The organism is Prosthecobacter vanneervenii (assembly GCF_014203095.1).
Lineage (GTDB): Bacteria > Verrucomicrobiota > Verrucomicrobiia > Verrucomicrobiales > Verrucomicrobiaceae > Prosthecobacter > Prosthecobacter vanneervenii.
This window is the reverse complement of sequence record NZ_JACHIG010000001.1, coordinates 827,960-851,352: the sequence shown is the minus strand read 5'-3', so window position 1 is coordinate 851,352 and position 23,393 is coordinate 827,960. Positions and strand designations below refer to the sequence as shown.

Genomic DNA, 23,393 nt, shown 5'->3' with positions numbered 1-23,393 from the left:
ATGCATTACCCGGCCTTGATGCAGTGCAAGAGTTTCCCGCTGTAGGTTTCCAGAAGCGCGTGGTCTTTGATAAAGCGCGAGGGAGAGGTGCTGGCCACGGCTAGGGCGGCCAACTCTGAGTCCGTCAGCTCCTCGACAGGTCTGCCAAACAGGCGTGAGGCCAGATGATGGATGCCCAATCCACCTGCACCATCATTCATGAACGCACAGTACAGCAGATCACGTTCTTCCCCGCTCAAATGCCAGTATAACGATCCTGTCCATAATAGCGCACGTGCATGCCGGTGGTTAGAGTTGGTGTCATCCAGCCCGAACTGCGAGAGCAGGCATCTGGCGGTGAACTGGTCAGGAACGCCTTCCGCACGAAGGCATGAAATCAGAAAAGGCGGCATCGTGGGAGTCGCCGCTTTTTGCGCCTCGATGATCTTTCGGATCTCTGGCAGCCGGGGCCGGAAAGATCGCACATCTGATCGCAGAAACAGCGCGCCCAAGCCTGCGGCACACAGAGCCACCACCGCGAGCGGGATCTGCCAGAGCAGCAGGATGATGCGCCGGATGATGAGAGATGGTTGCATAGGAGGAGGCTGCGTGCTGCGCATCATCCGACGACACAGGGAGGGATTTGAGGCTTGCATGGAAAATGGTGCAGCTTTGCACTTTTCCAACAGCGGGTGTGTGAAATGAAGGTGAAGCGGACTTCACAATCAGTCCCTGCTCGCTACCTACTCGCCCACGCACCAAAGGTACTCCTGGCGCACGGGGCCGGTCTTGGCGGAGCGCAGGTAGATGCGGTTGTCGCAGATGGCTGGCGTGCTGAAGCACTCGTCTCCGAGCTGGTTCTGCGAAAGAAGGGTGAACTTCTCCGGTGTGGCCTCAAACACCGAGGTCACGCCGCCCTTGCTCGTCACGTAGATGCGCGAATCGGCCATGACGGGTGAGCCATAGAATTCGCGATCCACTTTCTCCGACCACAGCTCCTCGCCGGTGGCGGCTTTCCAGCAGGCTGCGCGTCCGCCATCACCCACGGCAAAGACGTGGCCGTTCTTCACGATCATGGACGGCACGTAAGTGCGCGTGACGTTTTCCCACGCGATCTTTCCGGAGCCGTCTGCCTCTACCGCCATGGTGTGGTTCTTGGGATAACCACCACCGAGAAAGACGCGGCTGCCATCAGTGACGGCTGTCACCACGGTTTCCTCGGTGCTGCCATCGATGCTCCAGAGCTTCTTGCCGGTGAGCGGATCAAAGCTTTCCACTTTGTTGCAGCCCGCCAGCACGGCCTGCGTTCTGCCTGCCGCCTGCACCACGGCCGGAGAGGCGTAGTTGGCTACGGGCGGGCGGTCCTGCTGCCACACGATCTCACCCGTCAGCTTGTTCAGTCCGGTCATCTTTCCACCGCCGCGATGATCGGCTGAGACGAGCACGATGGACTGGTAAATGACCGGAGTGGAGCCAAAGCCCTGATGCACTTGAAAGTCGCACACGCGGCGCTGCCAAAGCTGCTTGCCGGAAAAATCCAGCGCGGTGGTGAAGATAGCACCGTTGTTGAGAAAATTGACAAACAGGCGCTCGCCATCGCTCACCACATCGGATGAGGCCTGCGAGGAGATCTTGTGACCTTTGGTGTTGAGGTTGCCGCGATGCACCACGGCCTCCCAGAGCTTCTTGCCAGTCTTGCGGTCAAAGCAGAGCACCAGCTGCTCCTCGGTCTCCACATCAGCCGTGGCAAGATAAACGTGATCTGCTACAAGGGTGGGCGAGCCGTGCCCGCGGCCACGCACCTCGGCCTTCCACAGTACGTGTTCGCCTTCGCTCCATTTCAGCGGCAGCTTTTGCCCCGCTGCGGCATGGCCATCCATCGTGGGCCCGCGCCAGGCCGGCCAGTCGGCAGCAAAGAGGGCAGGGGTGATGAGCGCGGAAGCAAGCAGCAGAGCGTGGATTTTCATGGAGGCTGTGCACTACGCCATGAAAGCGATGCCGCTGTCAAATCAGCGTGATTTACTGCGCTCAAAACCTCAGCATCTCCCCCACCGGCAGTGGCCTGCCCTGGCGGATGGATTCTTCGGCGACGAGGCACAGCCCGGCGCTCCACAGGCCGTCTAGGCCGGTGGCGATGGGCTTCTTGCCGCTGCGCACCATGTCGATGCTCTGGGCGATCTCCTCGCGCAGTTCAAAGACCTCGCCGCTGTGCTTGGTGAGCTTCACATTTTCGAGCTTCTCACCATCAAACACCTTGAGGAAATACTCGGGCTCCAGCGTGCGGTCCAGCGCACCGCTCCAGGCCGCCCACAGCGCGCCCTTCGTACCGCTGACCTTCACGGTCTGATGATGCTCAAAGGCCGCCAGCGTCTGCGACACCACGGCGTAGCTGCCGTTGGCGTATTTAAACATGGCGCTAAAGTTGTCATAGAGTGTCGGGCGCTGCGGATCACGGGAGTTGGCATACGCATGCAGCTCCACGGGATCGCCGCTGCTTTCCAGATACCAGCGCGCCAGATCAAAGAAGTGGATCGGCTCCTCCAGCACCCAGCTGCCCACGCGGCTCTGATCGTAGCGCCAGCCGCTTGCACCCAGGCGGTAGGGCTTGCGTGAGAGTTCCACCAGCACGTACTGCGGATCGCCGATGGTGCCGGCGTCGATGATCTCCTTGATGTGCCCCCACTGGCTGGAAAGGCGCAGCTCATGTCCTACGGCCAGATGCACGCCGTGGTCGCGCGCGCCTGCCACGATGGCCTTGCAGTCATCCAGCGTGATGGCCATGGGCTTTTCCAGCAGCACATGCTTCTTCTTCGCCATGGCTGCCAGCGCGATCTCCCGATGCGTGTGGCTTGGCGTGGCGATGTCGATGATGTCAAACTCCGCCTGCGCGATCATCTCCAGGCTGTCGGCAAAGATCTGTGCTTCTGGATACAGCTTTCGCGCTTCCTCTCGCGAGGCCTCCGAAGGCGCGGAGATGGCCACCAGCCTGGCTTCAAGATTACCAGCGATGGATTGGGCATGAAACTTGCCCCAGGCGCCGAATCCGGCGAGTGCGAAACGAACAGGTGCTGGCATATCAATCAAGTGCGAGGTGCGGTGGTCAGCGGTGTGACAGGATCAGGAACGCGGCGGCCCTGCAGTTCATTCAGGCGGCAGGAGGGCAGGCGTGGCAGCACGTGCTTGGCAAAGAGGTCGCACTCTTCCAGATGCGGGTAGCCGCTGAGTACAAAGGCGCGCATGCCCATGTCCATGTAGCGGTTCAGCTTGGCCAGCACCTGGTCCGGGTCTCCCACGATGGCGCTGGCGCAGCCGCTGCGCGCCAGGCCGATGCCGCTCCAGAGATGCGGCTCGATGTAGAGATCCTTGCTCTGTGCGCGCAGTTCGTCCTGCCTCTTCACGCCCGCGCTTTGGCTGTCCTGCGAGCGGGCCTTGATCTCCGCGCCTTTGGCGGCATCGAGCTTGGAGATGAGCCGGTCTGCGGCGGCGCGTGCCTCGGCCTCCGTCTCGCGCACGATCACATGCGTGCGGAAGCCGAAGTCGATCTTGCGCCCATGGGCGGCGGCTTTTTCAGACATGACCCGCATCGTTTCGGCGATGCGGTCCTCCGTTTCCGGCCACATGAGAAAGACGTCGCAGTGCTTGGCGCAGAGCTCCTGGGCAGCAGGGGAGATGCCGCCAAAGTAGAGCAGGGGCCCACCGTTTTGCTGATAGGGCTTGGCCGGCTCGGTATTGGGCAGGCTGATGTTGTAAAACTCCCCCTTCCACTCAAAGGGCCCGTTCGTACGCCACAGCCCCTGCAGGATCTGGATGATCTCGCTGGCGCGTGCGTAGCGCACCTCGTTGCTCTCCTTGATGCCCGGCATGTCGGAAGAGATGATGTTGATGCACAGGCGCCCTTTGGCGATGTGGTCCACCGTGGCCAGCGCGCGCGCCAGCATGGGCGGCCAGACCTCCCCCATGCGCAGCGCCACCAACTGGTTGATCTGCGCCGTCTGCGGGGCCATGGCGGCGGCAAAGGCCAGCGCATCCTGCCCGGCGATCCAGCCCGAGGGCAGCAGGATGTTCTGGTACCCGAGCGTGTCGGCCTTTTTTACGATGTCACCGCAGTGCTCGTAGCTGGAGCGCAGAGAGCCGTCCGGAATGCCGAGAAATTCATAATCATCTGAGCAAAGAGCAGAGAACCATGCGACTTCACACTTGCGCTCCGTTGTGCGGATGGGTAGTTCAGTCATGAAGTAATTGTAGAGTTGCCCGCACTGATCCCGCTGGACAGCTAGAGATCAACACGCTTTTTGTTCGAATGCGAAAAAATCCAATTTTCCAACGTGAGACCCTCGGGGCAGCCGTGTTGCACGTGCGCAGCGGCAGGGCTACTTCCCGCACTACTCTTGCCAAGGCGCTGGCTATTTCGCCTTCCACCACAGGCTTGTACATCGACCAGCTCATCGCCGACGGCTATCTGGATGAGTCCGGTCTCAATCAGGGGCCCATGGGCCGCCCACGGCGCATCCTCACCACGAGGTCAGATGCGGGCTGGTTTGCCGGTGTGGAGTTCAATGCCCAGCGCATCCAGGCGGCGGGTGTGGATTTTTCCGGTGCCGTGCAGGCATCGGTGGAGACGGCAGTTCCGGCGGATGCCACAGCGGAAAGCGTCATCAAATCCATCCTGAGCTGCGTTGCACGGCTGGGCACAAAGATGAAAGGCTCGCTGCTCTTTGCGGGCCTCGGCGTGCCAGGGCTGGTCAATGCACACTCCGGAGTGGGGCTGCATTACGCCTTCATTGCAGACTGGAACAACGTGCCGGTGGTGGAAATGATCGGCCCCAAACTGGGCGTGCCCGTCATTCTGCAAAACAACCTCCGCGCCATCGCGCTGGCAGAGCGCTGGTTCGGTCGCGGGCATGATCTCAATAACTACATCATCCTCGGGCCGCGCAGCGGTTTTGGCGCGGCGATTGTTCAAAATGGGCAGCTCATCGAGGGGGCGCACTTTACGGCGGGTGAGGTGGGGCGCTGGCCCTGGCCGCTCGGCGGTGACCCCAAAGGGGCCACACAAGAAATGCACCACGCCTTGAGTGCACCGGCCACCTGGAGACGGCTGGCAGGTGTGGGGCCGCGGGCCAAGCAGCCCGAGGATCTGCGCGCTGCTCTCGCCGCCGTGGCAGACGTCACTGGCAAAGCTTGGGATGAGGTTTGCATGGACTATGCCCGGGTGATTGGTTGTCTGCACATGATCCTGGACACAGGCGTTTTCATACTGCATGGGCCGCTCACGGTTTTGGGAGAGCGTTTCTGCCAGTCCATCTCTGAATCGGCCTGTCAGCTGATGCCTGCACTGCGCGATTCAGGACTTCAGGTCGTGCACTCGACCTTGGGAGATAATGCCGGGGCGCTCGGGGCTGCCAGCCTGGCCATGGAGGCTTGGATGCCAGCCTGAACTGGATGCGGCAGCATCTCTTTGTTCTAGAGGTGATTTCACAATCTATTTTCACAGTTTATTGGCTGTGAGGCATTTGTGCGCGCCATTGACATGGTGAATCCCGTCTGGCTCGGCACCTCGCGGTTCTGAGAATTATCCCTGTGGCCGCACTCAAAGGCAGCGTCTTCGTCATGGCTTAGGCGCTCTGTAATCGCTGGAGCGAATGAAAATCTCAAAACTAAAAAAAAGATTTGATGGATTTATTGATTTGAGAGAATATTTAACTTATCTAAATAATCAATAGGTGCACCACTTGCCATGAAAAGGATCTTTTATTGCGCTCTCTGCGTTGGCATTGCCTTTTGCCATAGTGATGCCGCGCCCGCCGGTTATGGCGTCATGGGCGTTCCCCCACCCGGTTATGGCACCATGCCGCCTCCGCCGGGCTATGGTACTACGCCCAGCGTTCCGTCCTATCCCAATTCGCTTCCGCCTTCCACGGTGACGCCCAGTGTCACGCCACCACCAGGCTACGTTGATCCCTACGCCTCAGCTCCTCAGCCAGGGGCCATGTCATCCTACACGCCGCAGGGCGTGACTGGATACAACAACACCCCGCCGGTTAATTCCGGAGCGTATGCCACCAAGCCCGCCGGATCTAACATCGTCAATTTCAACAACATCGAGGCTTACTACCGTTACATGGCCCCGAAAAATGGTGACTTCGCCGGTGCCAATACCATCGGTGCCACGCTGACGGTTTCCCTCATGAATCCTCTCTACTTGAAGTTTGGTGCTTCTTGGGGAAGCGGTCCGGGGGGCGGCGGCACTGTGGGCGGAGCCACCAAGGCCAACTACGACTTTGCTTCCATTCAGGCTGGCGTGGGCTTCCATACCGCGCTCATCAACGATAAGCTGACTTTTGTGGCAGAGGCCGGTCTCGTCTATGCCAGTCTGAAAGCCACCAACACCTCTGTGGGCTTCAGCGACGGTTCCATCTACGTGCGTCCCGCCCTGCGTTACACGCCGCTGGACTGGCTGGAAGTGCAGGCTGGTGTGACGGTGAGCAGCGCCGACAAATATGACAGCAAGACGATCGACCTTACCGGGTATTTCCGAGTGCTGCCCATGTTTGATGTAGGGGTTGGCGGCGACTTCGGCAACGTCACCCGTGCTTTCCGCACCTCCCTGCGCCTGCGCTGGTAGCCGTTTTCCCTCGGGCAGGTTGCTGCATTGGACTTACGCCTTCTTGGTCTTCACCGGCTTTTTGCGTCCTGCGTTGCAGGTGCTGCAGATCTCGCAGCTGAGACCGTCGCAGCCACGTGCCGTGCAGAATTCACGGCCGTAAAAGATGATCTGCAGGTGCAGCTTGTTCCATGACTCTTCGGGAAAGAGGCGCTTCAGGTCGCGCTCGGTCTGAGTCACGGATTTGCCAGTGGTCAGGCACCAGCGCTGGGCCAGGCGGTGAATGTGGGTGTCCACCGGAAAGGAGGGTACGCCAAAGGCCTGCGCCATCACCACCTGCGCAGTCTTGTGTCCCACGCCCGGCAGCCGCTCCAGTGCCTCCAGAGAGGCTGGCACCTGGCCGCCATGCTCCGTGAGCAGGATGCGGGAAAGTTCCTTGATGGCCCGCGCTTTCTGCGGTCCCAGCCCGCAGGGCCGCACGATGGCTTCGATCTCCTCCAGCGGTGCAGCCGCCAGTGCTTTGGGGGTGTGGCCCAGCTTGAAAAGCGCAGGGGTCACCTGATTCACCCGCACGTCGGTGCACTGCGCGGAAAGCAGCACCGCCACCAGCAGGGTAAAGGCGTCCGTGTGGTCCAGCGGCACGGGCGGGTCAGGGTACAGTTCTGCCAGACGACCCCGAATGTAGTCGGCGCGCTCCTGCTTGGTCACGAGAAAGGGGAAGGGGTGGAAAACCGGCCGTCTGTCCAGACTACGAGCTGGTCTGGATGCGCTCCACCATGCGGCGGATGTGCGGGTAGGCGGTGCGCTCCTTCATGATGGACAGGCTCTTGGAGAATGAGCCCCAGCGCAGTACGCGGATGTTCACATTGCGCACACCCCAGGCCTTCATCGTGGCCTTGTCGGGTTTGTACAGGTCGATCGTGTTGGTGCCCACCAGTGCGGAGCCGTAGTCGTCCACCTGGTAGATGTAGGGCAGGCCCTCGATCTGGAAAATGGTGCCCACGGGATAGACAGACCAGTCCGCTGCGGCACTGCGCACGTTGCCGTATTTGAGCTGGGTGCCCACCGCCGTCTTGGCACCATAGACGATGTGGTCGGCCTCGCCGTGGGTGTAGGCCGTGGTGCGTACAGAGGTGATGCGTGTGTTGCGATTAAACAGCCCGGAGCTAGAGCATGCGGCCAGAGAGCAGGCGCAGAGCAGAAGTACGAATCGGGAGAGGTGTCGCATCGTTATTACCAATATGCTGATTATTAACTTTTCCTGTACAAGAGTTATTGTGGGGTATTTCGAGATTGAAATCAATCTTTGATTTTCTGAGCACTTTTGCCACACGGGGCAAACACGCCCTGCCACTGTGGCCTGCGCAGACCCAGCGCAGGGTAGGGAGGCTGGTCCCCAGCCTCCGTCGGGCGTCTCCTCGCTTCGCCTGCTGCAAATTCGCGAGGCCGGATGTCGTGCCTCACTTCCCCAACTTGGCTCCCGCCTCCACCTCCCGGGCCATCACTGCCAGCCGCCTCCAGCACGTCCACAGGCCACCAAAAAAAATCACCGTCAGCGCAGTCAGGATCCCCCACCGCTCCCAGCCCAGCAGGTGTTGCATCAGCTCGATCAAAATGCCCCCGCTCAGCACGGCCATGCGATGCTGCTTGGCCATGGGGCCGCGGAAGTCATGCTTTGCGGTTAGGGAGGCCCCCAGCACACGGAGGTAGGCCGTCCAGACCGACACCACAGCGCAGCACCAGCCCATGGGGATGACGTGAAAAAGCTTTACCACCCCCGGATCTCCCGCGCCGCTGTAGCCAGCTCCTACCAGGATCAGCACATCCGCCACGCGGTCCGGCGCATCATTATAGATGGCCCCCACGGGCGAGCCCTTGCCTCCCTCCACCGCCACCATGCCGTCCATCAGATTGCACAGCAGCCGGAGCTGGATGCAGACCAGAGCCCCCAGCCAGGCCCCAAGGGTGCCCGCCGTGGTGTTCTGGTCTCCAGCCACCATCAGGCAGCCCATCGCCCCGGCGGCAAAGACCACGCTCAGCACCGAGATGGCATTGGGCGTCAGGCCGCAGCGGGCCATCCAAGCCGCCAGCGCATGGGCCCAGCGGGTGTCGCGGGACTTCAGGCTGCGGCGGGAGGCCAGGTGCTCTTCAGGCACGCTCATTCAGGCGGCGGTGCTCGGTGATCAGCGTTTGGTGGATTTCCAGCTCACGACCTTTCCGCCAACAAACTCCACCACACCGGCGGTATAGGGGACATAAGAGACCGAGGTGCCGCTGTTCCAATATGGGAAGCCGCCAAAGCCATACGGGCCCCAGCCGCCGTAGCCGTAGGGGCCCCAGCCTCCGAAGCCCATGCCCAGACCCATGTTCATGGAGCGCACTGGCTGCTGCCCTTCATAGGTCCAGTTCTCGCTCTCCCGGCCACGGTTCACCCCGACCGACACGCTGTCCGGACGACCCCAGGCGAGGAAGACGGCATCCCGTCCCATGCCCTCGCAGATCAGGCCGTGGGTCACGAGATGGCGCTCCTTCGGGCTCAGCTTGGTAAACATCTGCGGGTTTTTCTCGATGCGAGTCTGCGGTGTGGAGGAGCACTGCACAAAAAGCACGGCTGCAGCCACAGCCAGGCATAGGCGGGTGAGAAAGGACGTTTTCATGGGGGTGATGGCGGAAGTCTGCCGCCGGTGGGTTGGTTTGTCGAATCTTCTCTCTTAATGACGGCTCTCCCCGCCGGAATGTTCATCTTTGGCCGTGGAAAAGGAGCGCAGCAGCACCCAGCCGCCTGCCAGCACCACCGTGCCGGCAAACCACCAGGGCCAGAGCTTGAGGGACTCCGCAAAGACACGCGGGTCGTCCGCGCTCAGGTGCAGCCGCCCGCCCACCCAGCCCGTCTGCCAGCCAAACAGCAGCGTCAGCGTGCCATAGGCCAGATTGATCGTCAGGCCCCGGAAGCTCAGGGCCGTGGCGCGCTGCGCGGAATCCACGATCTCATTCAGGTAATGGGAGAGGAAGAACTGCAGGAAGCGCATGCTCAGAAACAGCGGCACCACCAGCGCCACCCCCGCCCAGCCCGGCTGCGGGTGCGCCGCCGCCAGCAGACCGCCCAGCACCACCAGTCCCAGCCAGAGAAAATTCTGCCGCACATTCATCACCCGCGCGCTCGTCTCCATCCAGCCCGCCGTCACCAGCCCCAGCAGAGAGACTCCGGTGCCGATCACGCCGTACCATCCTTCCTCGATTCCCACGAGCCGGTAGAAGTTGCTCGCCACCGTCAGAAAGAGCCGGATCATGCTGTCAAATACCAGCCCGAACACGATCAGGGCAAAGGCCGCACGCGTGCGCCACATCCAGCCTCCGGTTTGCAGGATGGAGCCCCACGCCTCCCGCATGCTCTGCAGCATGGGCATTTTCGGCGTGGGCGTGCGCGCCTCCGTCATCCGCAGTGTCACCACCAGACAGAGTGCGGCGGTGCCCAGGCAGAGAAGCAGCGGCAGCTTCATCGTCGTGGTCTTCGCCACGTCCGCATTCAGTCCCATAAAGCGCAGCATGGCCGCCACGCTGTGCGGATCATACAGCACCGATCCCACGATGGAAGACACCACAAAACCCAGCGCCATGCCGCGCGAGAGCCGCGCCATGATCTGCGGCCACAGCGTGCTGCGCTCCGCCTCCGGCAGGGAGTCATAGGCCAGCGCCTCGTCCGCCCCGCTGGCGCAGGCCTCCGCCGCGCCGCTGAGCACGCGGTTGGCCACAAAGAGCCACAGCACCAGGTCATGGTGCCCCGGCTGCATGAGGCAGAGCACCGCCATCTCCAGCACCATCAGAATGCCCGCCGCCACCACCAGCGGCCTGCGGCCATAGCGGTCTGCCAGCGCCCCGGAGGGCACCTCCAGCACCACGCTCGTCAGCGCCCACACCACATTCAGCGCGGCAAATTCGCCAATGCTCAGCCCCAGGTCCAGAAACAGAATCGTGAACACCGGATAGTAAAACCGGCAGTTGAAGAGAATGCGGAACCACACAAAGAGGCTCGCGTTGGAGTGCTGGGGCATGACTCTCTCTTACGCCGCTGACCAGCCTGCGGACAAGCAAAGCTGTCATTTCACACCAGCATTAAAACCGCACCCGCAGGTACGTGCCCAGCACCGACTCATGCTTCCACGTCGTTTTGGTCCGCTTGGAGTCGATCATGTAAAAGATGTCCAGATCCATCGAGCCGGTGATCTTGAAAGTCAGCCCCAGCGGCACCAGACGGTTCTCCGTCTGCCGGCGCAGGTGCAGGTCCATCAGGCACTCATCGCTGGCAAACACACGCGTCAGCGGCCCCAGCGGCTGCGGCAGCGTCCACGCCACCTGCACTCGGTGGCGGGTGCGGTTGGCGGCGGATGGCGCGCCCTGGTTCTCGCGCCACTCCATGCGGTTGCGCCAGTCCACGCGCAGCTGCTGGGTCAGCTCATAATGCGGGTCCACCTCCAGCTCCGGGCGGAGCTGGTCGTAGCGGTCTCCCGTGGCGATGTTTTCCAGCCGCAGCATCGAAAGCCCCAGCCCGAGATCCAGCCACCGTGCGGCGGCATACTTTACGCGTGGGCTCACCATCTGCGCATACGAGCCGTCCACCTCATCGGCAAAGTTGGCCATGAACACACTGCCAGTCCACGGCGGCTTGCGGTAGTAGTCCACATTCGTCCACGCCCACCATTCATCCGCATGCAGCAGCTGTGCTTGCAGCAGAAGAAGAACGAGGATTAGCAGCAGGCGTGGCATGCGTGCTCAGTATGAAGTGCCGGTGATTTCATTCGTCGTTGCATTGATGCGGTCGATCACCTCATCCGTCTCCTCCTGCGTCACGCCCATGTCCAGCAGCGTGTCCACCAGATGGCTGGTAAAGAGCGCAAAGTGGTGCTTGGTGATGCCGCGCCCATGGTGCGCATGCGCCAGCGGCCGGCCGCTGTAGCTGATCGGTCCGCCGGTGGCCATGACGAAGAATTCGCGCTGCATGGCATGCAGCTTTTCCAGCTCCGTGTGTTTGAAAAACGGGCCCAGCTCAGGATCTGCCAGCACACGTACGTAAAAGGCCGGGATGAGTGCGGCGATCATGTCTTCGCCGCCAAGACGTTCGTAGAGAGAAGTGTTTTCGGTTTTCATGCACTTCCCTCTAAGCACAAACTGTGCACGCTTGCTGTGGCAAACCAAGCGCGGCACATTCAATGCCAGCATGCGCTCTGCATCCACGCAAGAACGACACACAAAAGCATTGCGCATCTGGCATTGAATGTGCCAATCGAAGAACCATGCCGTTTTTGCAATCCCTGCATCAGGACAACCCCGTCGCCGCCTCGCTGCTCATTTACAGCATCGTTATTCTCGGCGGCATTGGTCTGGGCCACATCCGGGTCAAAGGAGTGCGGCTCGGCACGGCGGGGGTGTTGTTTGCGGGGCTGGCGGCCGCGCACTTTGGCCTGCGGCCAGACGCGGAGGTGGCGCATTTTTTAAAGGAGTTTGGCCTCGTGCTATTCGTCTTCGCACTGGGCATGCAGATGGGGCCGAGTTTCTTTGCTTCGCTCAAGCGCCAGGGCCGTTTGCTCAATGGCTACGCGCTCGCCCTCGTGCTGCTGGGCGCTGCGGTGGCGCTGGCCGGCGGCTGGCTCTTTGGCATGCCGCTGCCCGCAGTGGCGGGCCTCTTTGCCGGTGCCACCACCAACACCCCCGCACTCGGCGCGGCACAGCAGGCGCTAACCGCGGCGCATGCGGATCCTGTGCTGGTCACGCTGCCCGCGCTCTCCTATGCCGCAGCTTATCCGCTGGCCATCGTGGGCATCATCGTCTCTCTCATCGCCCTGCGCGTTGTCTTCAAAGTGGATGTGGAGCAGGAGGCGCAGCTCTTCCGTCAGGAGCAGGGCGCGGGTGTGGAGCCCCTGCAGCGTTTGAACCTGCGGGTGGAAAATGCCAACCTCAACGGCGTCAGCATCGCCCACGTGCTGGGCATTCAGGAAAACAGCGTGGTCATTTCCCGCCATCGCCCGGCCGCTGCGGTTGAGGTTGCCGCTGCCACGCCAGACACCGTGTTGCATGTGGGGGATGTCATCATGGCCGTGGGTACGCAGTCACACCTGGATCAGTTTCGCCTCATCATTGGCAGCATCAGCGAGGAGAATCTCATGAAGGCCCCCGGTCGCATCACCTACCGCCGCGTGGTGCTCACCAGCAAAAAGCTGCTCGGCAAAACCGTGCATGAGCTGGGGCTGGATCACTTCCACGGTGTCACCGTCACCCGCGTCAGCCGAGGCGATCTCTTCTTCACCGCGCTGCCGGATCTGCGCCTGCAGTTTGGCGATACGCTCCAGCTCGTGGGAGATGAAGACTCCCTCAATGCCGCCACCCGCACGCTCGGCAATGAGGTGCATGTGCTGCAGGAGACCAAGTTTGCCGCCATCTTTGCAGGCATTCTCCTCGGTGTGCTGCTGGGTCTTTACCCGCTGCAAATCGCAGGCCTGCCTGCTCCCGTGCGCCTGGGGCTGGCTGGCGGGCCACTCGTCGTCGCCATATTGATGAGCCATCTCGGGCGCCTCGGGCCCATGGTCATGCACATGCCGCTGAATGCCAACCGCGCCCTCCGCGAGCTGGGCATCATCCTCTTCCTGGCCAATGTGGGCCTGCTCTCTGGCGAGCACTTTGCCGCCACTGTCTTCTCCGCGCAGGGCTTGCAGTGGGTGCTGCTCGGTGTCCTCGTCACCATGCTGCCGCTGCTGGTGGTGGGCTTCCTGGCCCGCCGACTGCACAAGGTCAACTTTATGACCATCTGCGGCCTTCTTTCCGGCGGCATGACGGATCCGCCCGCGCTCGCCTTTGCCACCGCCATGGCACGCTGCGACTCGCCCGCCGTGGCCTATGCCACCGTGTACCCGCTCACAATGCTGCTGCGTATTGTAGTGGCGCAGGTCATCGCGCAGCTCTGCTGAGCCCGCTGCAAAGCCGCCGAAACTGCGCTGAAAACACAAGACTTTCGCCACACTCTGGCGTTTGATATTGGCCGCCCCAACGCATCGTCATGAAGCCCGTCTTTGCCATTCGTCATCTCATCACCGCACTCGCACTCCTGGCAGCCCCCGCCGTGCTGCGCGCCGCAGACGCCCCGGGCAGCCCTCCCGGGTCTCCTCCTGACCTGCCGATGCCCAAAAACATGCCGCCGGAAATGCAGAAAAAGGCCGATGAGATCAAGAAGCATCAGGCCGAGGCGCGCGATCTCCTCCAGGCTGGCAAATTTGTCGAGGCTGAGAAGGTGCTGCGCTCTCTCGTGGCGGAGTTCACCTCGCTCTTTGGTCCGGACAATCCGCTCCTCCCGCAGTGCCAGGGCGCACTGGGAAACTGCCTGCGCGCCCAGGGAAAATCCGCCGAGGCCGTGACGGAGCTGCGTGCCTCCTGGCTGGGCCACATCAAACATTCCGGCGCTGACAAACCCGAGACCCTGCGCATCCACAATGCGCTCGCGGAGGCTCTGCACGAAGACCACAAATATGCCGAGGCCGAAAAGGAGGTGCGCGCTGTCACCGAGGACTTCAAGCGTGTTTATGGCCCGGAGCATCAGGCCACGCTGCTCAACCGGGGCAACCTCGCCACCGTGCTCTGCGACGCCGGCAAATTGGCCGAGGCTGAAACAGAGCTGAGAGACGTCATCCAGATCGACGAGCGAGTGCTCGGACCCAGCAGCCAGCCCACGCTCGTGGCGCGCGGCACCCTGGCCACTGTGATGCGCGATCAGGGCCACCTCTCCGAGGCGGAAAAGGAATACCGCGCCGTGCTGGCCTACATGGACAAACACCCCGGCAAGGCGCACCCCGACACCGCCCTGCTGCGCTCCCAGCTGGCCTTCTGCTTGACCATGGCCAAAAAATACCCCGAATCCCTGCAGGAGGCCGAGGAGGCGCTCACCGTTTTCAAAAACACCTTTGGCCCCGACCACCCGCACACCAAGGAACTGCAAAAGCTCGTGACCGGCCTGAAGGGCCCGCGCAAATAGAGTCAGTCAGCTTCCTTCGCAGGATTCGAAGCCTCACACCCGCAGCAGCGTCACCGCCACACGGCCGCCAAAGCACGCCTCCACATCCGAGCCCGGATCACGTGGTCGCGAGGCATAGCTGGCATTGTACGTGTAGCCTGCCTCCGCCTTGTGGTAGCTCACATTCAGCGGTGACCGCGCTGGATGGCACTGCACACGTGCAGGCAGCTCCGCCGCACCTGCGGGCAGATGGGGCAGATTGATGTTCCAAAACGTGCTATGCGTGTGCTCTTGCGCGTGCAGCTCCCGCACGATCTCCGCCATCCACGCCGCCGTACGTTCCCAGTCCACCTTCAGCTCCCGGATCAGGTAATGGGAGAGCGCCATGCTGCGGATGCCATGATACGCCGCCTCACGCGCCGCCGCCACGGTGCCGGAGATCACGATGTCCTGCCCCAGATTGCCCCCGGCATTCACGCCGGAGAGCACGAGGTCAGGTTTTAAATCCAGCGCAAAGAGTGCCAGCCGCACGCAGTCGGCCGGCGTGCCGTGCACCGCGTGGCGGTTCTCTCCGCGTGTCTCCACCTGCAGCGGCTGGTGTGTCGTCACCCGGTGGCCGCACTGGCTCTGCTCCGTGGCCGGAGCCACGATGCTGTAATCCCAGCCCAGGTGTTTCACCGCATTTTCCAGTGCCTGCAGTCCAGGCGCGGAGATGCCATCATCATTCGTCAGAAGTACGTGCATGAGTTTTTAGGCCAGATCCAGGATCACCTTGCCGCCACGCGCCCCCTCCTGCGCCCGCTTGATGGCACGCTGGTACTCCGCCAGCGGCACGATCTCATCGATGGCCGTCACCAGGTCGTTGGTCTCGATCATCCGCACCAGCGGGTCCAGCACTTGGTAAAGCTCCGCCGTGGTGGCCTTCTCAAACCACTTGGTGATCCACAGCCCGTGAAGCTGCAGGTTTTTAAAGATGAGAAACTTGTTGGGCACCTTCAGGCTGCGGCGGCTCATCGCACCGTAGGTCACCAGGATGCCCTCAGGGCTGAGTAGATCCATCAGGTGGATCGCGCTGTCGCCGCCCACCGCGTTCGTGGCCAGCATCACCGGCTCATGCCCCACGATCTTCTTCGCCTCGGCCACGCCCTCATCGCTGTCCAGCAGCACGACATCGGCGCCGAGTGTTTTCAATTCATCGACCAGCTCGGCACGCCGCACAAAGTTGATCGTGCGCAGGCCCAGGTGCTTCGCCAGCTGGATGAAGGCGCGGCCTACGCCGGAGTTCGCCGCATTCTGCGCCACCCATGCGCCCTTGGGCAGCTCGGTGTAGTACTTCAGCAGCGCCCAGGCCGTGACCGGATTGATGCGCAGCATGCTCGCCTGCACCTGGTCGATCTGCGGCGGCAGCTTGGCAAAGTGGTGCTCCGGCGCCGTGAGGTGCTGCGTCCAGCAGCCCGTGCCCACCAGCGGCATCACCACATCGCCCTTCTCCAGAGACGTCACCTTGTCCCCCACCGCCTCCACCTCGCCGCAGCCCTCATGCCCGGGCGTGCACGGCGGATGCGCCGCACGGCCGTATGTGCCCTCCATGAAATTTAGGTCCGCTGGATTCACCGGTGCATACCGCATACGCACCCGCACCTCATGCCCCTCCGGCGGCGTGAGCTTGCGCTCTTGAAGCTGCAAAACTTCGGCAGGATTGCCGGTGCGGTCGAATTGAAGAAACTGGGACGTCATGGGGGAGGGGATACGCTTGGAAGGGCAGGGGCCGACAATGTTTCCTCACTGTGGGGCGGAGCAGGGGGATGGCAAGTCGCACGGGCAATCCGCCTGCCACATCAATGCACCCTCAAAACAGCTCCATCTGCCCGCCCGGATCTCGCGGCCGGCGGAATGCCTCCGCACTGACCTCCGGCCTCCGGTGCAGCAGCCCGGCTCGCGTCAGGGCCACGCGGAAGAGCGCCGCTGTCTGCTCAGACCACACACCCACGCCTTTGAGCCGCTTGCCAAATTCGCCGTGAGACATCGTGCGCCCCTGTGTCTCTTCGATCCGGTTCAGGATCTTGTCCTTCATCCCCGGAAAGTGCTGGTCCAGCCACGCCTTGAAGACATCCTTCACCGCAAAGGGCAGCCGCACCACCGTGTAGCCGGCAAACTGCGCCCCGGCCGCCTGCGCCGCCTCGATCAGCGCCGGGATCTCCGAGTCGTTCAGTCCGGGGATGATCGGCGCCGTCGCCACACCCACGGGCACCCCGGCCTCATGCAGCATCCTTATCGCCTCCAGCCGCATCTTGGGTGCGGAGGCCCGTGGCTCCAGTTTGTGCGCCAGCTCCGGCTTCAGCGTGGTGATCGAAATGTACACCGCCGTCGCATGGTAGCGCGCCAGCTCCGCCAGCAGGTCCACATCCCGAGTGATCAGGTGGTTCTTCGTGATCAGCACCACCGGGTGTCGGCACTCCGCCAGCACCTCCAGGCATCCGCGCGTGATCCGCAGCTTCTTCTCGATCGGCTGGTAGCAGTCCGTCACTCCGCTGAGTGACAGCGTCACCGGCTTGTAGCTCGGCTTCAGCAGTGCCTCGCGCAGCAGGGCAGGGGCGTTCTCCTTCACCATGATCCGGGACTCAAAGTCCAGCCCCGGGGAGAAGCCCAGGTACTCATGCGTCGGCCGCGCATAGCAGTACGCACAGCCGTGCTCGCACCCACGGTAGGGGTTCAGGCTCGCCGAGAAAGGCAGGTCCGGACTCTGGTGCTGGGCGATGATGCTGGAGGAATGGTCCCGCAGAAACTTCGTCACCACCTTCTCCGGTCCTTCGCCCGGGTCATAGTCCACATGCAGCTCGGAAAAGCGCTGGTCCGGATTCACCGCCGCACCGCGCCCGTGCACACCTCGCCCCTCTCCGCTCTGGGGGCTGTGGGGTGTCTGCATGCACGGTACTACGGCCAGCCTCAGGCGGCGGCCGCTTCAGCCGGGGCAGGGGATTCCTCCGCTGCCGCAGCCTGCGCCGCACCGGAGCGGCGTGCTAGGAATTCCTCCGCCAGCGCGCGGTAGGCCTGCGCTCCACGGCCGGAGTACTCATACTCGATGATGCTCTTGCCAAAGCTCGGCGCCTCGCCCAGGCGCACCGTGCGTGGGATCACCGTCTGGTAGCAGATCTCCGCAAAGTAGTTGCGCACATCGTTCACCACCTGGTTGGCCAGATTGGCACGGCTGTCGTACATCGTCATCACGATCCCCTCCAGCACCAGGTTCGGGTTTGCCCCGCAGTCGCGGATCTGCTGCACCACGCTCACGATTTTCGACAGACCTTCCAAGCCAAAGTACTCGCACTGGATCGGCACCAGCAACTCGTCAGCCGCCGCCAGTGCGCCGGTCATGAGCACCCCCAGGGAGGGCGGCGTGTCCAGGATCGCGTAGTCAAAGTGGCCGGACTCCCGCAGGGGCGTCAGTACATCCTTCAGCCGGCCCAGGTGGTTCCCAGACTGCGCCAGCTCGATCTCGCACCCCGCCAGCTCCTGGTGGGAGCGGATGATCGAAAGATTTGGCAGCCTCGTGCTGCGGATCGCCTGGCGTGGGTCGGCCCCCTCCACCAGTGCGGAATAAATGCTGCCGCCTTCTTCCTGTGCCAGACCCAGTCCGCTCGTGGCGTTGGCCTGCGGGTCTAGGTCCACCAGCAGCACCCTCACTCCCAGCTGGGAAAGGCATGCGGCAAGGTTCAATGCGGTCGTCGTTTTACCGACGCCCCCCTTCTGGTTGGAAATGGCGACAATCCTCATAGGCACTTGGCACTGGACTTTGCAGATAAACCATGGGAGACGCCAGCACGAAATGGAAATCACAGAGAAATGGCTTGGAGACATCGGCGGCTGGGCGGTCATGAAGTCCGCCCGCTCTCTCGTGGACGCAGGGCTGGCCGCCGTCACCAGCAGCGCCGACGGCATCATCCGCGGCACCGCAGGCTCCGGAAAGATGAAATTCACCACCGGCCTCCGCATCCGCACCTCCTCCGATGTGGAAAACCTCTGCACCTGCCCCCATGCCCGCCGCAGCGGCATGATGTGCGAGCACGCCCTTGCCGTCGCCCTGGCCCACGTCCGCCAGCAATCAGGTGGCAGCAGGCCCGCCGCCGGCGCACGTTCCCCAGCCCCGGCTCCTTCCGCCTCCGGACCGCGCGGCGCTGCCAGCCCCGGCCCGGCCCCCGCTCCAGCCAAGCCCCCGAGCCCCACCCTCGCCCCCCTCCACATCCCCGGCCGCTACTCCATCTACCTCCCGGACACTCTCCTTCAGGGCCAGCTCCGCGAGCCCGTCGGCGTTTTCATCCGGTTCGAGCCCGGCGGCAGCGACTCCGAGACCTCCCTCCTCGCCGCCTGGCTCGTCTCTCAGGGCGTCAAGCAGCCGCAGACCCTCCCCATCTCCCTGCGCGGGGACAGCGTGCACACCTTCCTGCAGACCCTCGCCGAGCACCCCCGGGTCTTCATCGGCCGGCCCAATGGCAAGGAGCGCCCCCTCCACGTCGCCCCGGAGCACGTCCGCCTGCCGATGGTCGTCGAGATGGCCGACTCCCAAAACGTCCGCCTCCGATTGGAGGGCGGCCAGCAGTGCCATGTCCTCGGCCCTTGGTGGCTCTGCTTGGAGACCGCCTCCCTCTTCCGCCATCTGGCAGACACCCCAGCCCTCACCACTCTGGCCGGGGATCTTAACCGTGGTTCCGTTACCCGTCCGTTACGCTGGTTGGCTGAGCAGGGCGAGTCCCTCGGCGAATGCTTCCAGCTCGAGCTGCGCGGCCCAGGACTGGAGAAATTCCACGTCGCGCCCGTCCCTTGCGAGTTCGAAATCCAGCTCGACGGATCGTTACAAGTGGTCGATGCGAAACTATTTGCTCGTTACAATTCTCAACGATGGCCCGTGCGCCTTGGTGAGCCGCCTGCATCGCTGTTTCCCATTCAGGACGAATCCAATGCTTTTGTCTTTTACGCTCAAAACGTGGATGAGGAAATCCGCCTTCTCCGCCGCATGGAGAGCCTCGGCTTCAAGCCCGAGGGCACCCTCTGGCGTCTCCAGGGTAGCGAAAACGTCCTCCGCTTTTACGCTTCCGAACTGACACTGTTGCGTAGCGTTGCCACCGTTACAGAAGGTGACCGCTGGCGCTCCGCCACACGCGGCATCCAGCGCATCGCACCCCGCACCCGCTTCGTCCCACCTCCCGGTCAGGCCGAGGGCGCAGGTGGCCGCTCTGGCGGTGGCGACTGGCTCAGCATGGAGCTCGCCTACGAATCCGCCGACGGCTTCCGCCTCCCCCGCACCGAGGTCCTCCGCCTCGTCCGTTCCGGCCAGCGCTCCGTCCAGGGAGCCAATGGCAAGCGTTACATTCTCGACATCGCCGCCGTCGATGATTTGGAGGAATCCCTCCGCGATGTCCCCCTCGAGCTCACCCCCAATGGTGCCCGCGTCCACGGTGCCCACGCCTCCTATTTCGGTCATGCGGATGTGGATCAAAGTAACGATATAAAAGTTACCAGTGATGAGGTCAGCACCGAGATCGGCCCCCTCGCCACCATGCTCCGACCCTACCAGATGGAAGGCGTTTGCTGGATGACCTCCCGCGTCCTACGCGGTCGCGGCGGCATTTTGGCCGACGAAATGGGTCTCGGCAAAACCGTGCAGAGCATCGCCGTCGCCCTCTTTTACAAACAGCGCAAAGGCCCCCAGGGCGGCCCCGTCCTCGTCGTCTGCCCCAAATCCCTGCTCAGCAACTGGCAGTCTGAGTTCGAGCGCTTTGCCCCCTCCCTCAAAGTCCTCCTCGTCCAGGGCTCCGGCCGCGAAAAGGCGCTCCAATCCATCCCCCAATTCGATGTCGTCCTGACCTCCTATCAGCTCATCGTCAGAGACGTGAAGCACTACCAGTCCCTCCAGCTCGGTCTGGTGCTCCTGGATGAAGCCAGCTTCATCAAAAATCCCGACACCGACGCCGCCAAGACCCTCCGCAGCCTCAGATCCACCGGCCGCATCGCCCTCACCGGCACCCCTTTGGAAAACGGCGTGCGCGATCTCTGGTCCATCTTCCAGTTCACCCTGCCCGGCTACCTCGGAAACCAGAGCTCCTTCAAAGAGCGTTTCGAGACCCCCATCCAGTCCGGCCTCGACCTCCCCGCCGGGCGCGCCGCCGCCCTGCGCCTGCAGAAGCTCACACAGCCCTTCTTCCTCCGCCGCACCAAGCGCCAGGTCCTCAAAGACCTCCCCGAAAAGATCGAGCAGATCCTCTGGTGTACCCCCAGCACCGTCCAGAGCGAGTTCTACCGCAAGATCCTCGAAGAAGGTCGGGAGGAGATCAAGGCCGCCCGCCGCCGCTCCGGCCAGGGCGGGGCCAAGATGACCATGTTCACCGTCCTCCTCCGTCTCCGCCAGGTCTGCTGCGACCTCCGCCTCACCGGCGTCCAGCCAGACGTCATCAAAGGCCTCGACCAGGACGACCTCTCTGGCAAATGGCCCGCCCTCCTCGGCCAGATCCAGTCCGTGCTCGAGTCAGGCGGCAAGCTCCTCGTCTTCAGCCAGTTCGTCCAGTTCCTCCGCCTCATGCGAGATCACCTCCAGGCGGAAAAGCTCGACCACGCCTACCTCGACGGCAGCAGCCAGGACCGCCCCGCCCAGGTCGCCCGCTTCCAGAAAGACCCCGCCTGCCGCATCTTCCTCATCAGCCTCAAGGCCGGCGGCTACGGCCTCAACCTCACCGCCGCCGACAACGTCATCCTCGCCGACCCCTGGTGGAACCCCGCCGTCGAATCCCAGGCCATCGACCGCGCCCACCGCATCGGCCAGCAGAAAGTCGTCAATGCCTACCGCCTCGCCATTCGCGGCACCGTCGAAGAACGCATCCTCAAACTCCAGGCCCAAAAACGCGGCCTCGTCGAAGCCGCCCTCAACGACCAAACCCCCATGATGGAAGGGCTTACCGAGCAGGATCTGGAGGAACTGATTGGGCAGTAGACCTGTTCTCGAAAAGAATGTCCGATTGAACCGGCGAGCGCAGCGGCCCCAGTGGCAAGGCGGGAGCGCCGCCTGCTATTTGAAAATAACAGGCAAGCGACCAACGCAGCCCATGGGGCCGCTCCGCCGCCCGGGCAAGGTGACAGGCTTTTTGAGAACAGGTCTAGAATGTCGGGGAAGAGAGTGGCCGTTGCCCAATTCTGGCATGGGTTTACTCCACCCGCTTATGCCAGTAGCCTGGTTCGCGGTGCAGGTGCATCACGGCAATGATGCGGAGATCACTGCCATCAATCCAATAAACAATGGCATACGGGAATCGCTTCAAACGGGCCTTGCGTGCCTCGCCGTCGAATTTTCGCTTCAATTCAGGGCGTGCGTTGATCTCGGCAATAACGATCTCGGCGGCGGTTGTAAATCTTTGGCCCAGTTCGTCATCGATGCCGCCATAATAAAGCGCGGCTTCTTCCAGTTCGAAGACGGCGGCGTCGTGCCAGAGAATCCTCATGCTTGTTTTGCTACGCTCTGGGCGGCAAGTTTGCGACGGACTCCGGCCATGACCTCATCGTGAGCCACGAGCGTGGCGGTTCCCTGGCGGATGGATTCCATGCGGTTTTCAATTTCCGCACTCCAAGCCGGACTCATCTCCACATCGTCGGCATCATCCACACTCTCAATGAGCCGGGCGGCGATGCGGGAACGTTCTCCGGCAGGCAACTGGAGAGCCTGTTCCAGAACAGCGTTAAAGGTCGCGGTCATGGGCAGATTCTATCCGTCAGCGGTAGCGATTTCAACTATGGATGCACCGAGAGTGTGCTTTTGGACTCCTCCAAAAAACAAGGCGCGCCTACCTCCCCAGCTTCTCCTTCAAAAACGAAAATAGGTTCGGGTACTTCATGTGCCCGTAGTCGTTGTTGTAGTTGATCTCGTGCTCGATCCCCTCGGCCTTCAGCTTGTCCGCGATCCCCGCGCCGAAGTTGCCGGAGTGCACCGGGTCTTTCGCTGGCGGCTTGCCCAGGTCCGCGACGCTGTCATAAAACAGCAGCACCGGCGGATCATCCTTGCTGGCCAGCGCATACGGGGAGAAGCGCTCAATCCACGGCATCAGACTCTCCCGCTTGTCCAGAAACTCCTGCATGCTCCCCAGACCAAACGCGTGTGGGCCGTAATCGAGGTTGGGAATCCAGTCCTTCATCTGCTTCGGGTCCAGTGTGGTCTGCGGCACAAAGGCCAGCACACACTTCAGCCGCGTGGACTCATGCGCGATCGGATCAGTACTTTTCGGGTCCGCCATGTCAGGGGAGAATCCCAGCCACAGCACCGTGAATCCGCCTGCCGAGCCACCGCAGCCGCCGATGCGGTTCTTGTCAATGTGCCACTCCGCCGCCTTGCTGCGCACAAACTGCAGCGCCCGCGCCGAGTCATCCAGACACGCCTTAACCGGCGGCGTGATTCCTTCCGCCTGCGCATCCGGGATGAAGCGGTAGTTGATCGACGCCACCGAGATCCCGTCATCCAGGCATTGCTTGAGAAAGTCCGGGTTCACCTTGTCTCCCGTCATCCAACCGCCGCCATGCACAAAGAAGAGCAGGGGAGTCGCACCGCCGTCCGCCGCCTTGGCCTGGTAAAAATCCAGCACCTGCTTCGCATGCTTGCCATACGGCACATTGGCCTGAGTCGGCGCAGGCGCGGCGGGCTGCTGTGCGGAAAGCGGAGCGCCAGCCATCAGGCCGAGCGCACAAAGAAAAGAAAAACGGAGTGAAGGCATGGGGCGGATAAGTGCCATGCATTCATGCCCTCAGAACGGAGTCAAGAGCTTCAGTCAGCGCGCCAGC

Annotated in this window: 23 protein-coding genes; 5 read left to right on the top strand and 18 right to left on the bottom strand. The window is 62.5% G+C overall.

Features of this window, described 5'->3' with window-relative positions:
• Positions 1–5: 5 nt before the first annotated feature.
• From HNQ65_RS03285 to HNQ65_RS03270, 4 genes are all read right to left on the bottom strand, one after another.
• Complete coding sequence (locus HNQ65_RS03285; protein WP_184338040.1) at positions 6–575, bottom strand: biosynthetic peptidoglycan transglycosylase; 570 nt, start codon at positions 573–575, stop codon at positions 6–8.
• A gap of 147 nt (positions 576–722) precedes the next feature.
• Positions 723–1,946, bottom strand: a complete 1,224-nt coding sequence (locus HNQ65_RS03280) for a PQQ-like beta-propeller repeat protein (protein ID WP_184338039.1) — start codon at positions 1,944–1,946, stop codon at positions 723–725.
• A 61-nt stretch (positions 1,947–2,007) separates the two neighbouring features.
• Positions 2,008–3,054 (bottom strand): Gfo/Idh/MocA family protein, encoded by a 1,047-nt coding sequence (locus HNQ65_RS03275; RefSeq protein WP_221306024.1) that lies wholly within the window; start codon positions 3,052–3,054, stop codon positions 2,008–2,010.
• A 5-nt stretch (positions 3,055–3,059) separates the two neighbouring features.
• Positions 3,060–4,211 carry an LLM class flavin-dependent oxidoreductase gene (locus tag HNQ65_RS03270; protein WP_184338037.1) on the bottom strand — a complete coding sequence of 384 codons (1,152 nt, stop codon included), beginning with the start codon at positions 4,209–4,211 and terminating at the stop codon, positions 3,060–3,062.
• A 68-nt stretch (positions 4,212–4,279) separates the two neighbouring features.
• Between HNQ65_RS03270 and HNQ65_RS03265 the strand changes: the two genes are divergently transcribed.
• Together HNQ65_RS03265 and HNQ65_RS03260 are read left to right on the top strand one after the other, a co-directional pair.
• Positions 4,280–5,416: an ROK family transcriptional regulator gene (locus HNQ65_RS03265; protein WP_221306023.1), complete on the top strand. Its 1,137-nt coding sequence runs from the start codon at positions 4,280–4,282 to the stop codon at positions 5,414–5,416.
• Positions 5,417–5,827: 411 nt separating this feature from the next.
• Positions 5,828–6,604 carry a hypothetical protein gene (locus HNQ65_RS03260; RefSeq protein ID WP_184338035.1) on the top strand — a complete coding sequence of 259 codons (777 nt, stop codon included), beginning with the start codon at positions 5,828–5,830 and terminating at the stop codon, positions 6,602–6,604.
• A gap of 33 nt (positions 6,605–6,637) precedes the next feature.
• On the opposite strand, the gene nth is transcribed toward HNQ65_RS03260, so the two are convergent.
• The 7 genes from nth to HNQ65_RS03225 all read right to left on the bottom strand — a co-directional run bounded on the left by nth (position 6,638) and on the right by HNQ65_RS03225 (position 11,728).
• Positions 6,638–7,291, bottom strand: a complete 654-nt coding sequence (gene nth, locus HNQ65_RS03255) for an endonuclease III (RefSeq protein WP_184338034.1) — start codon at positions 7,289–7,291, stop codon at positions 6,638–6,640.
• A gap of 40 nt (positions 7,292–7,331) precedes the next feature.
• Positions 7,332–7,811 carry a 3D domain-containing protein gene (locus tag HNQ65_RS03250; RefSeq protein WP_184338033.1) on the bottom strand — a complete coding sequence of 160 codons (480 nt, stop codon included), beginning with the start codon at positions 7,809–7,811 and terminating at the stop codon, positions 7,332–7,334.
• 232 nt (positions 7,812–8,043) lie between these two features.
• Entirely contained in the window at positions 8,044–8,745 is a 702-nt protein-coding gene (locus tag HNQ65_RS03245; RefSeq protein ID WP_184338032.1) for a CDP-alcohol phosphatidyltransferase family protein, read from the bottom strand.
• Positions 8,746–8,766: 21 nt separating this feature from the next.
• Positions 8,767–9,240 carry a hypothetical protein gene (locus HNQ65_RS03240; RefSeq protein ID WP_184338031.1) on the bottom strand — a complete coding sequence of 158 codons (474 nt, stop codon included), beginning with the start codon at positions 9,238–9,240 and terminating at the stop codon, positions 8,767–8,769.
• A 54-nt stretch (positions 9,241–9,294) separates the two neighbouring features.
• Positions 9,295–10,635: an MFS transporter gene (locus HNQ65_RS03235; RefSeq protein WP_184338030.1), complete on the bottom strand. Its 1,341-nt coding sequence runs from the start codon at positions 10,633–10,635 to the stop codon at positions 9,295–9,297.
• Between the two features lie 61 nt (positions 10,636–10,696).
• A complete protein-coding gene (locus tag HNQ65_RS03230; RefSeq protein ID WP_184338029.1) occupies positions 10,697–11,347 on the bottom strand; it encodes a DUF2490 domain-containing protein in 651 nt (216 codons plus the stop codon).
• 6 nt (positions 11,348–11,353) lie between these two features.
• Entirely contained in the window at positions 11,354–11,728 is a 375-nt protein-coding gene (locus HNQ65_RS03225; RefSeq protein ID WP_184338028.1) for a group I truncated hemoglobin, read from the bottom strand.
• A gap of 146 nt (positions 11,729–11,874) precedes the next feature.
• Here HNQ65_RS03225 and HNQ65_RS03220 point away from each other — a divergent pair, with 146 nt between their 5' ends.
• Both HNQ65_RS03220 and HNQ65_RS03215 read left to right on the top strand, forming a co-directional pair.
• A complete protein-coding gene (locus HNQ65_RS03220; protein WP_184338027.1) occupies positions 11,875–13,542 on the top strand; it encodes a putative transporter in 1,668 nt (555 codons plus the stop codon).
• Positions 13,543–13,631: 89 nt separating this feature from the next.
• Complete coding sequence (locus HNQ65_RS03215) at positions 13,632–14,600, top strand: tetratricopeptide repeat protein (RefSeq protein WP_184338026.1); 969 nt, start codon at positions 13,632–13,634, stop codon at positions 14,598–14,600.
• Between the two features lie 33 nt (positions 14,601–14,633).
• Here HNQ65_RS03215 and surE read toward each other — a convergent pair whose 3' ends face one another.
• From surE to HNQ65_RS03195, 4 genes are all read right to left on the bottom strand, one after another.
• Complete coding sequence (gene surE, locus HNQ65_RS03210) at positions 14,634–15,323, bottom strand: 5'/3'-nucleotidase SurE (RefSeq protein WP_184338025.1); 690 nt, start codon at positions 15,321–15,323, stop codon at positions 14,634–14,636.
• 6 nt (positions 15,324–15,329) lie between these two features.
• Positions 15,330–16,316 (bottom strand): MDR family NADPH-dependent oxidoreductase, encoded by a 987-nt coding sequence (locus tag HNQ65_RS03205; RefSeq protein WP_184338024.1) that lies wholly within the window; start codon positions 16,314–16,316, stop codon positions 15,330–15,332.
• Positions 16,317–16,428: 112 nt separating this feature from the next.
• A complete protein-coding gene (locus tag HNQ65_RS03200; RefSeq protein ID WP_184338023.1) occupies positions 16,429–17,505 on the bottom strand; it encodes a PA0069 family radical SAM protein in 1,077 nt (358 codons plus the stop codon).
• 20 nt (positions 17,506–17,525) lie between these two features.
• Positions 17,526–18,353, bottom strand: a complete 828-nt coding sequence (locus tag HNQ65_RS03195; RefSeq protein ID WP_184338022.1) for a ParA family protein — start codon at positions 18,351–18,353, stop codon at positions 17,526–17,528.
• Between the two features lie 52 nt (positions 18,354–18,405).
• Here HNQ65_RS03195 and HNQ65_RS03190 point away from each other — a divergent pair, with 52 nt between their 5' ends.
• A complete protein-coding gene (locus tag HNQ65_RS03190; protein ID WP_184338021.1) occupies positions 18,406–21,561 on the top strand; it encodes a DEAD/DEAH box helicase in 3,156 nt (1,051 codons plus the stop codon).
• Positions 21,562–21,772: 211 nt separating this feature from the next.
• Here HNQ65_RS03190 and HNQ65_RS03185 read toward each other — a convergent pair whose 3' ends face one another.
• From HNQ65_RS03185 to HNQ65_RS03175, 3 genes are all read right to left on the bottom strand, one after another.
• Positions 21,773–22,066 (bottom strand): type II toxin-antitoxin system RelE/ParE family toxin, encoded by a 294-nt coding sequence (locus HNQ65_RS03185; RefSeq protein ID WP_184338020.1) that lies wholly within the window; start codon positions 22,064–22,066, stop codon positions 21,773–21,775.
• Positions 22,063–22,317, bottom strand: a complete 255-nt coding sequence (locus HNQ65_RS03180) for an addiction module protein (RefSeq protein ID WP_184338019.1) — start codon at positions 22,315–22,317, stop codon at positions 22,063–22,065. Before HNQ65_RS03180 ends, HNQ65_RS03185 begins: the two co-directional genes overlap by 4 nt.
• Before the next feature lie 88 nt (positions 22,318–22,405).
• A complete protein-coding gene (locus tag HNQ65_RS03175) occupies positions 22,406–23,326 on the bottom strand; it encodes an alpha/beta hydrolase (protein WP_184338018.1) in 921 nt (306 codons plus the stop codon).
• Between the last annotated feature and the right edge of the window lie 67 nt (positions 23,327–23,393).

Bases quoted from the DNA above. Each gene is read 5' to 3' on its own strand.
- HNQ65_RS03285 (WP_184338040.1), bottom strand. From the start codon at position 575: ATGCAACCATCTCTCATCATCCGGCGCATCATCCTGCTGCTCTGGCAG.
- HNQ65_RS03280 (WP_184338039.1), bottom strand. From the start codon at position 1,946: ATGAAAATCCACGCTCTGCTGCTTGCTTCCGCGCTCATCACCCCTGCC.
- HNQ65_RS03275 (WP_221306024.1), bottom strand. From the start codon at position 3,054: ATGCCAGCACCTGTTCGTTTCGCACTCGCCGGATTCGGCGCCTGGGGC.
- HNQ65_RS03270 (WP_184338037.1), bottom strand. From the start codon at position 4,211: ATGACTGAACTACCCATCCGCACAACGGAGCGCAAGTGTGAAGTCGCA.
- HNQ65_RS03265 (WP_221306023.1), top strand. From the start codon at position 4,280: ATGCGAAAAAATCCAATTTTCCAACGTGAGACCCTCGGGGCAGCCGTG.
- HNQ65_RS03260 (WP_184338035.1), top strand. From the start codon at position 5,828: ATGCCGCCTCCGCCGGGCTATGGTACTACGCCCAGCGTTCCGTCCTAT.
- HNQ65_RS03250 (WP_184338033.1), bottom strand. From the start codon at position 7,811: ATGCGACACCTCTCCCGATTCGTACTTCTGCTCTGCGCCTGCTCTCTG.
- HNQ65_RS03245 (WP_184338032.1), bottom strand. From the start codon at position 8,745: ATGAGCGTGCCTGAAGAGCACCTGGCCTCCCGCCGCAGCCTGAAGTCC.
- HNQ65_RS03240 (WP_184338031.1), bottom strand. From the start codon at position 9,240: ATGAAAACGTCCTTTCTCACCCGCCTATGCCTGGCTGTGGCTGCAGCC.
- HNQ65_RS03235 (WP_184338030.1), bottom strand. From the start codon at position 10,635: ATGCCCCAGCACTCCAACGCGAGCCTCTTTGTGTGGTTCCGCATTCTC.
- HNQ65_RS03230 (WP_184338029.1), bottom strand. From the start codon at position 11,347: ATGCCACGCCTGCTGCTAATCCTCGTTCTTCTTCTGCTGCAAGCACAG.
- HNQ65_RS03225 (WP_184338028.1), bottom strand. From the start codon at position 11,728: ATGAAAACCGAAAACACTTCTCTCTACGAACGTCTTGGCGGCGAAGAC.
- HNQ65_RS03220 (WP_184338027.1), top strand. From the start codon at position 11,875: ATGCCGTTTTTGCAATCCCTGCATCAGGACAACCCCGTCGCCGCCTCG.
- HNQ65_RS03215 (WP_184338026.1), top strand. From the start codon at position 13,632: ATGAAGCCCGTCTTTGCCATTCGTCATCTCATCACCGCACTCGCACTC.
- surE (WP_184338025.1), bottom strand. From the start codon at position 15,323: ATGCACGTACTTCTGACGAATGATGATGGCATCTCCGCGCCTGGACTG.
- HNQ65_RS03205 (WP_184338024.1), bottom strand. From the start codon at position 16,316: ATGACGTCCCAGTTTCTTCAATTCGACCGCACCGGCAATCCTGCCGAA.
- HNQ65_RS03200 (WP_184338023.1), bottom strand. From the start codon at position 17,505: ATGCAGACACCCCACAGCCCCCAGAGCGGAGAGGGGCGAGGTGTGCAC.
- HNQ65_RS03195 (WP_184338022.1), bottom strand. From the start codon at position 18,353: ATGAGGATTGTCGCCATTTCCAACCAGAAGGGGGGCGTCGGTAAAACG.
- HNQ65_RS03190 (WP_184338021.1), top strand. From the start codon at position 18,406: ATGGAAATCACAGAGAAATGGCTTGGAGACATCGGCGGCTGGGCGGTC.
- HNQ65_RS03185 (WP_184338020.1), bottom strand. From the start codon at position 22,066: ATGAGGATTCTCTGGCACGACGCCGCCGTCTTCGAACTGGAAGAAGCC.
- HNQ65_RS03180 (WP_184338019.1), bottom strand. From the start codon at position 22,317: ATGACCGCGACCTTTAACGCTGTTCTGGAACAGGCTCTCCAGTTGCCT.
- HNQ65_RS03175 (WP_184338018.1), bottom strand. From the start codon at position 23,326: ATGCCTTCACTCCGTTTTTCTTTTCTTTGTGCGCTCGGCCTGATGGCT.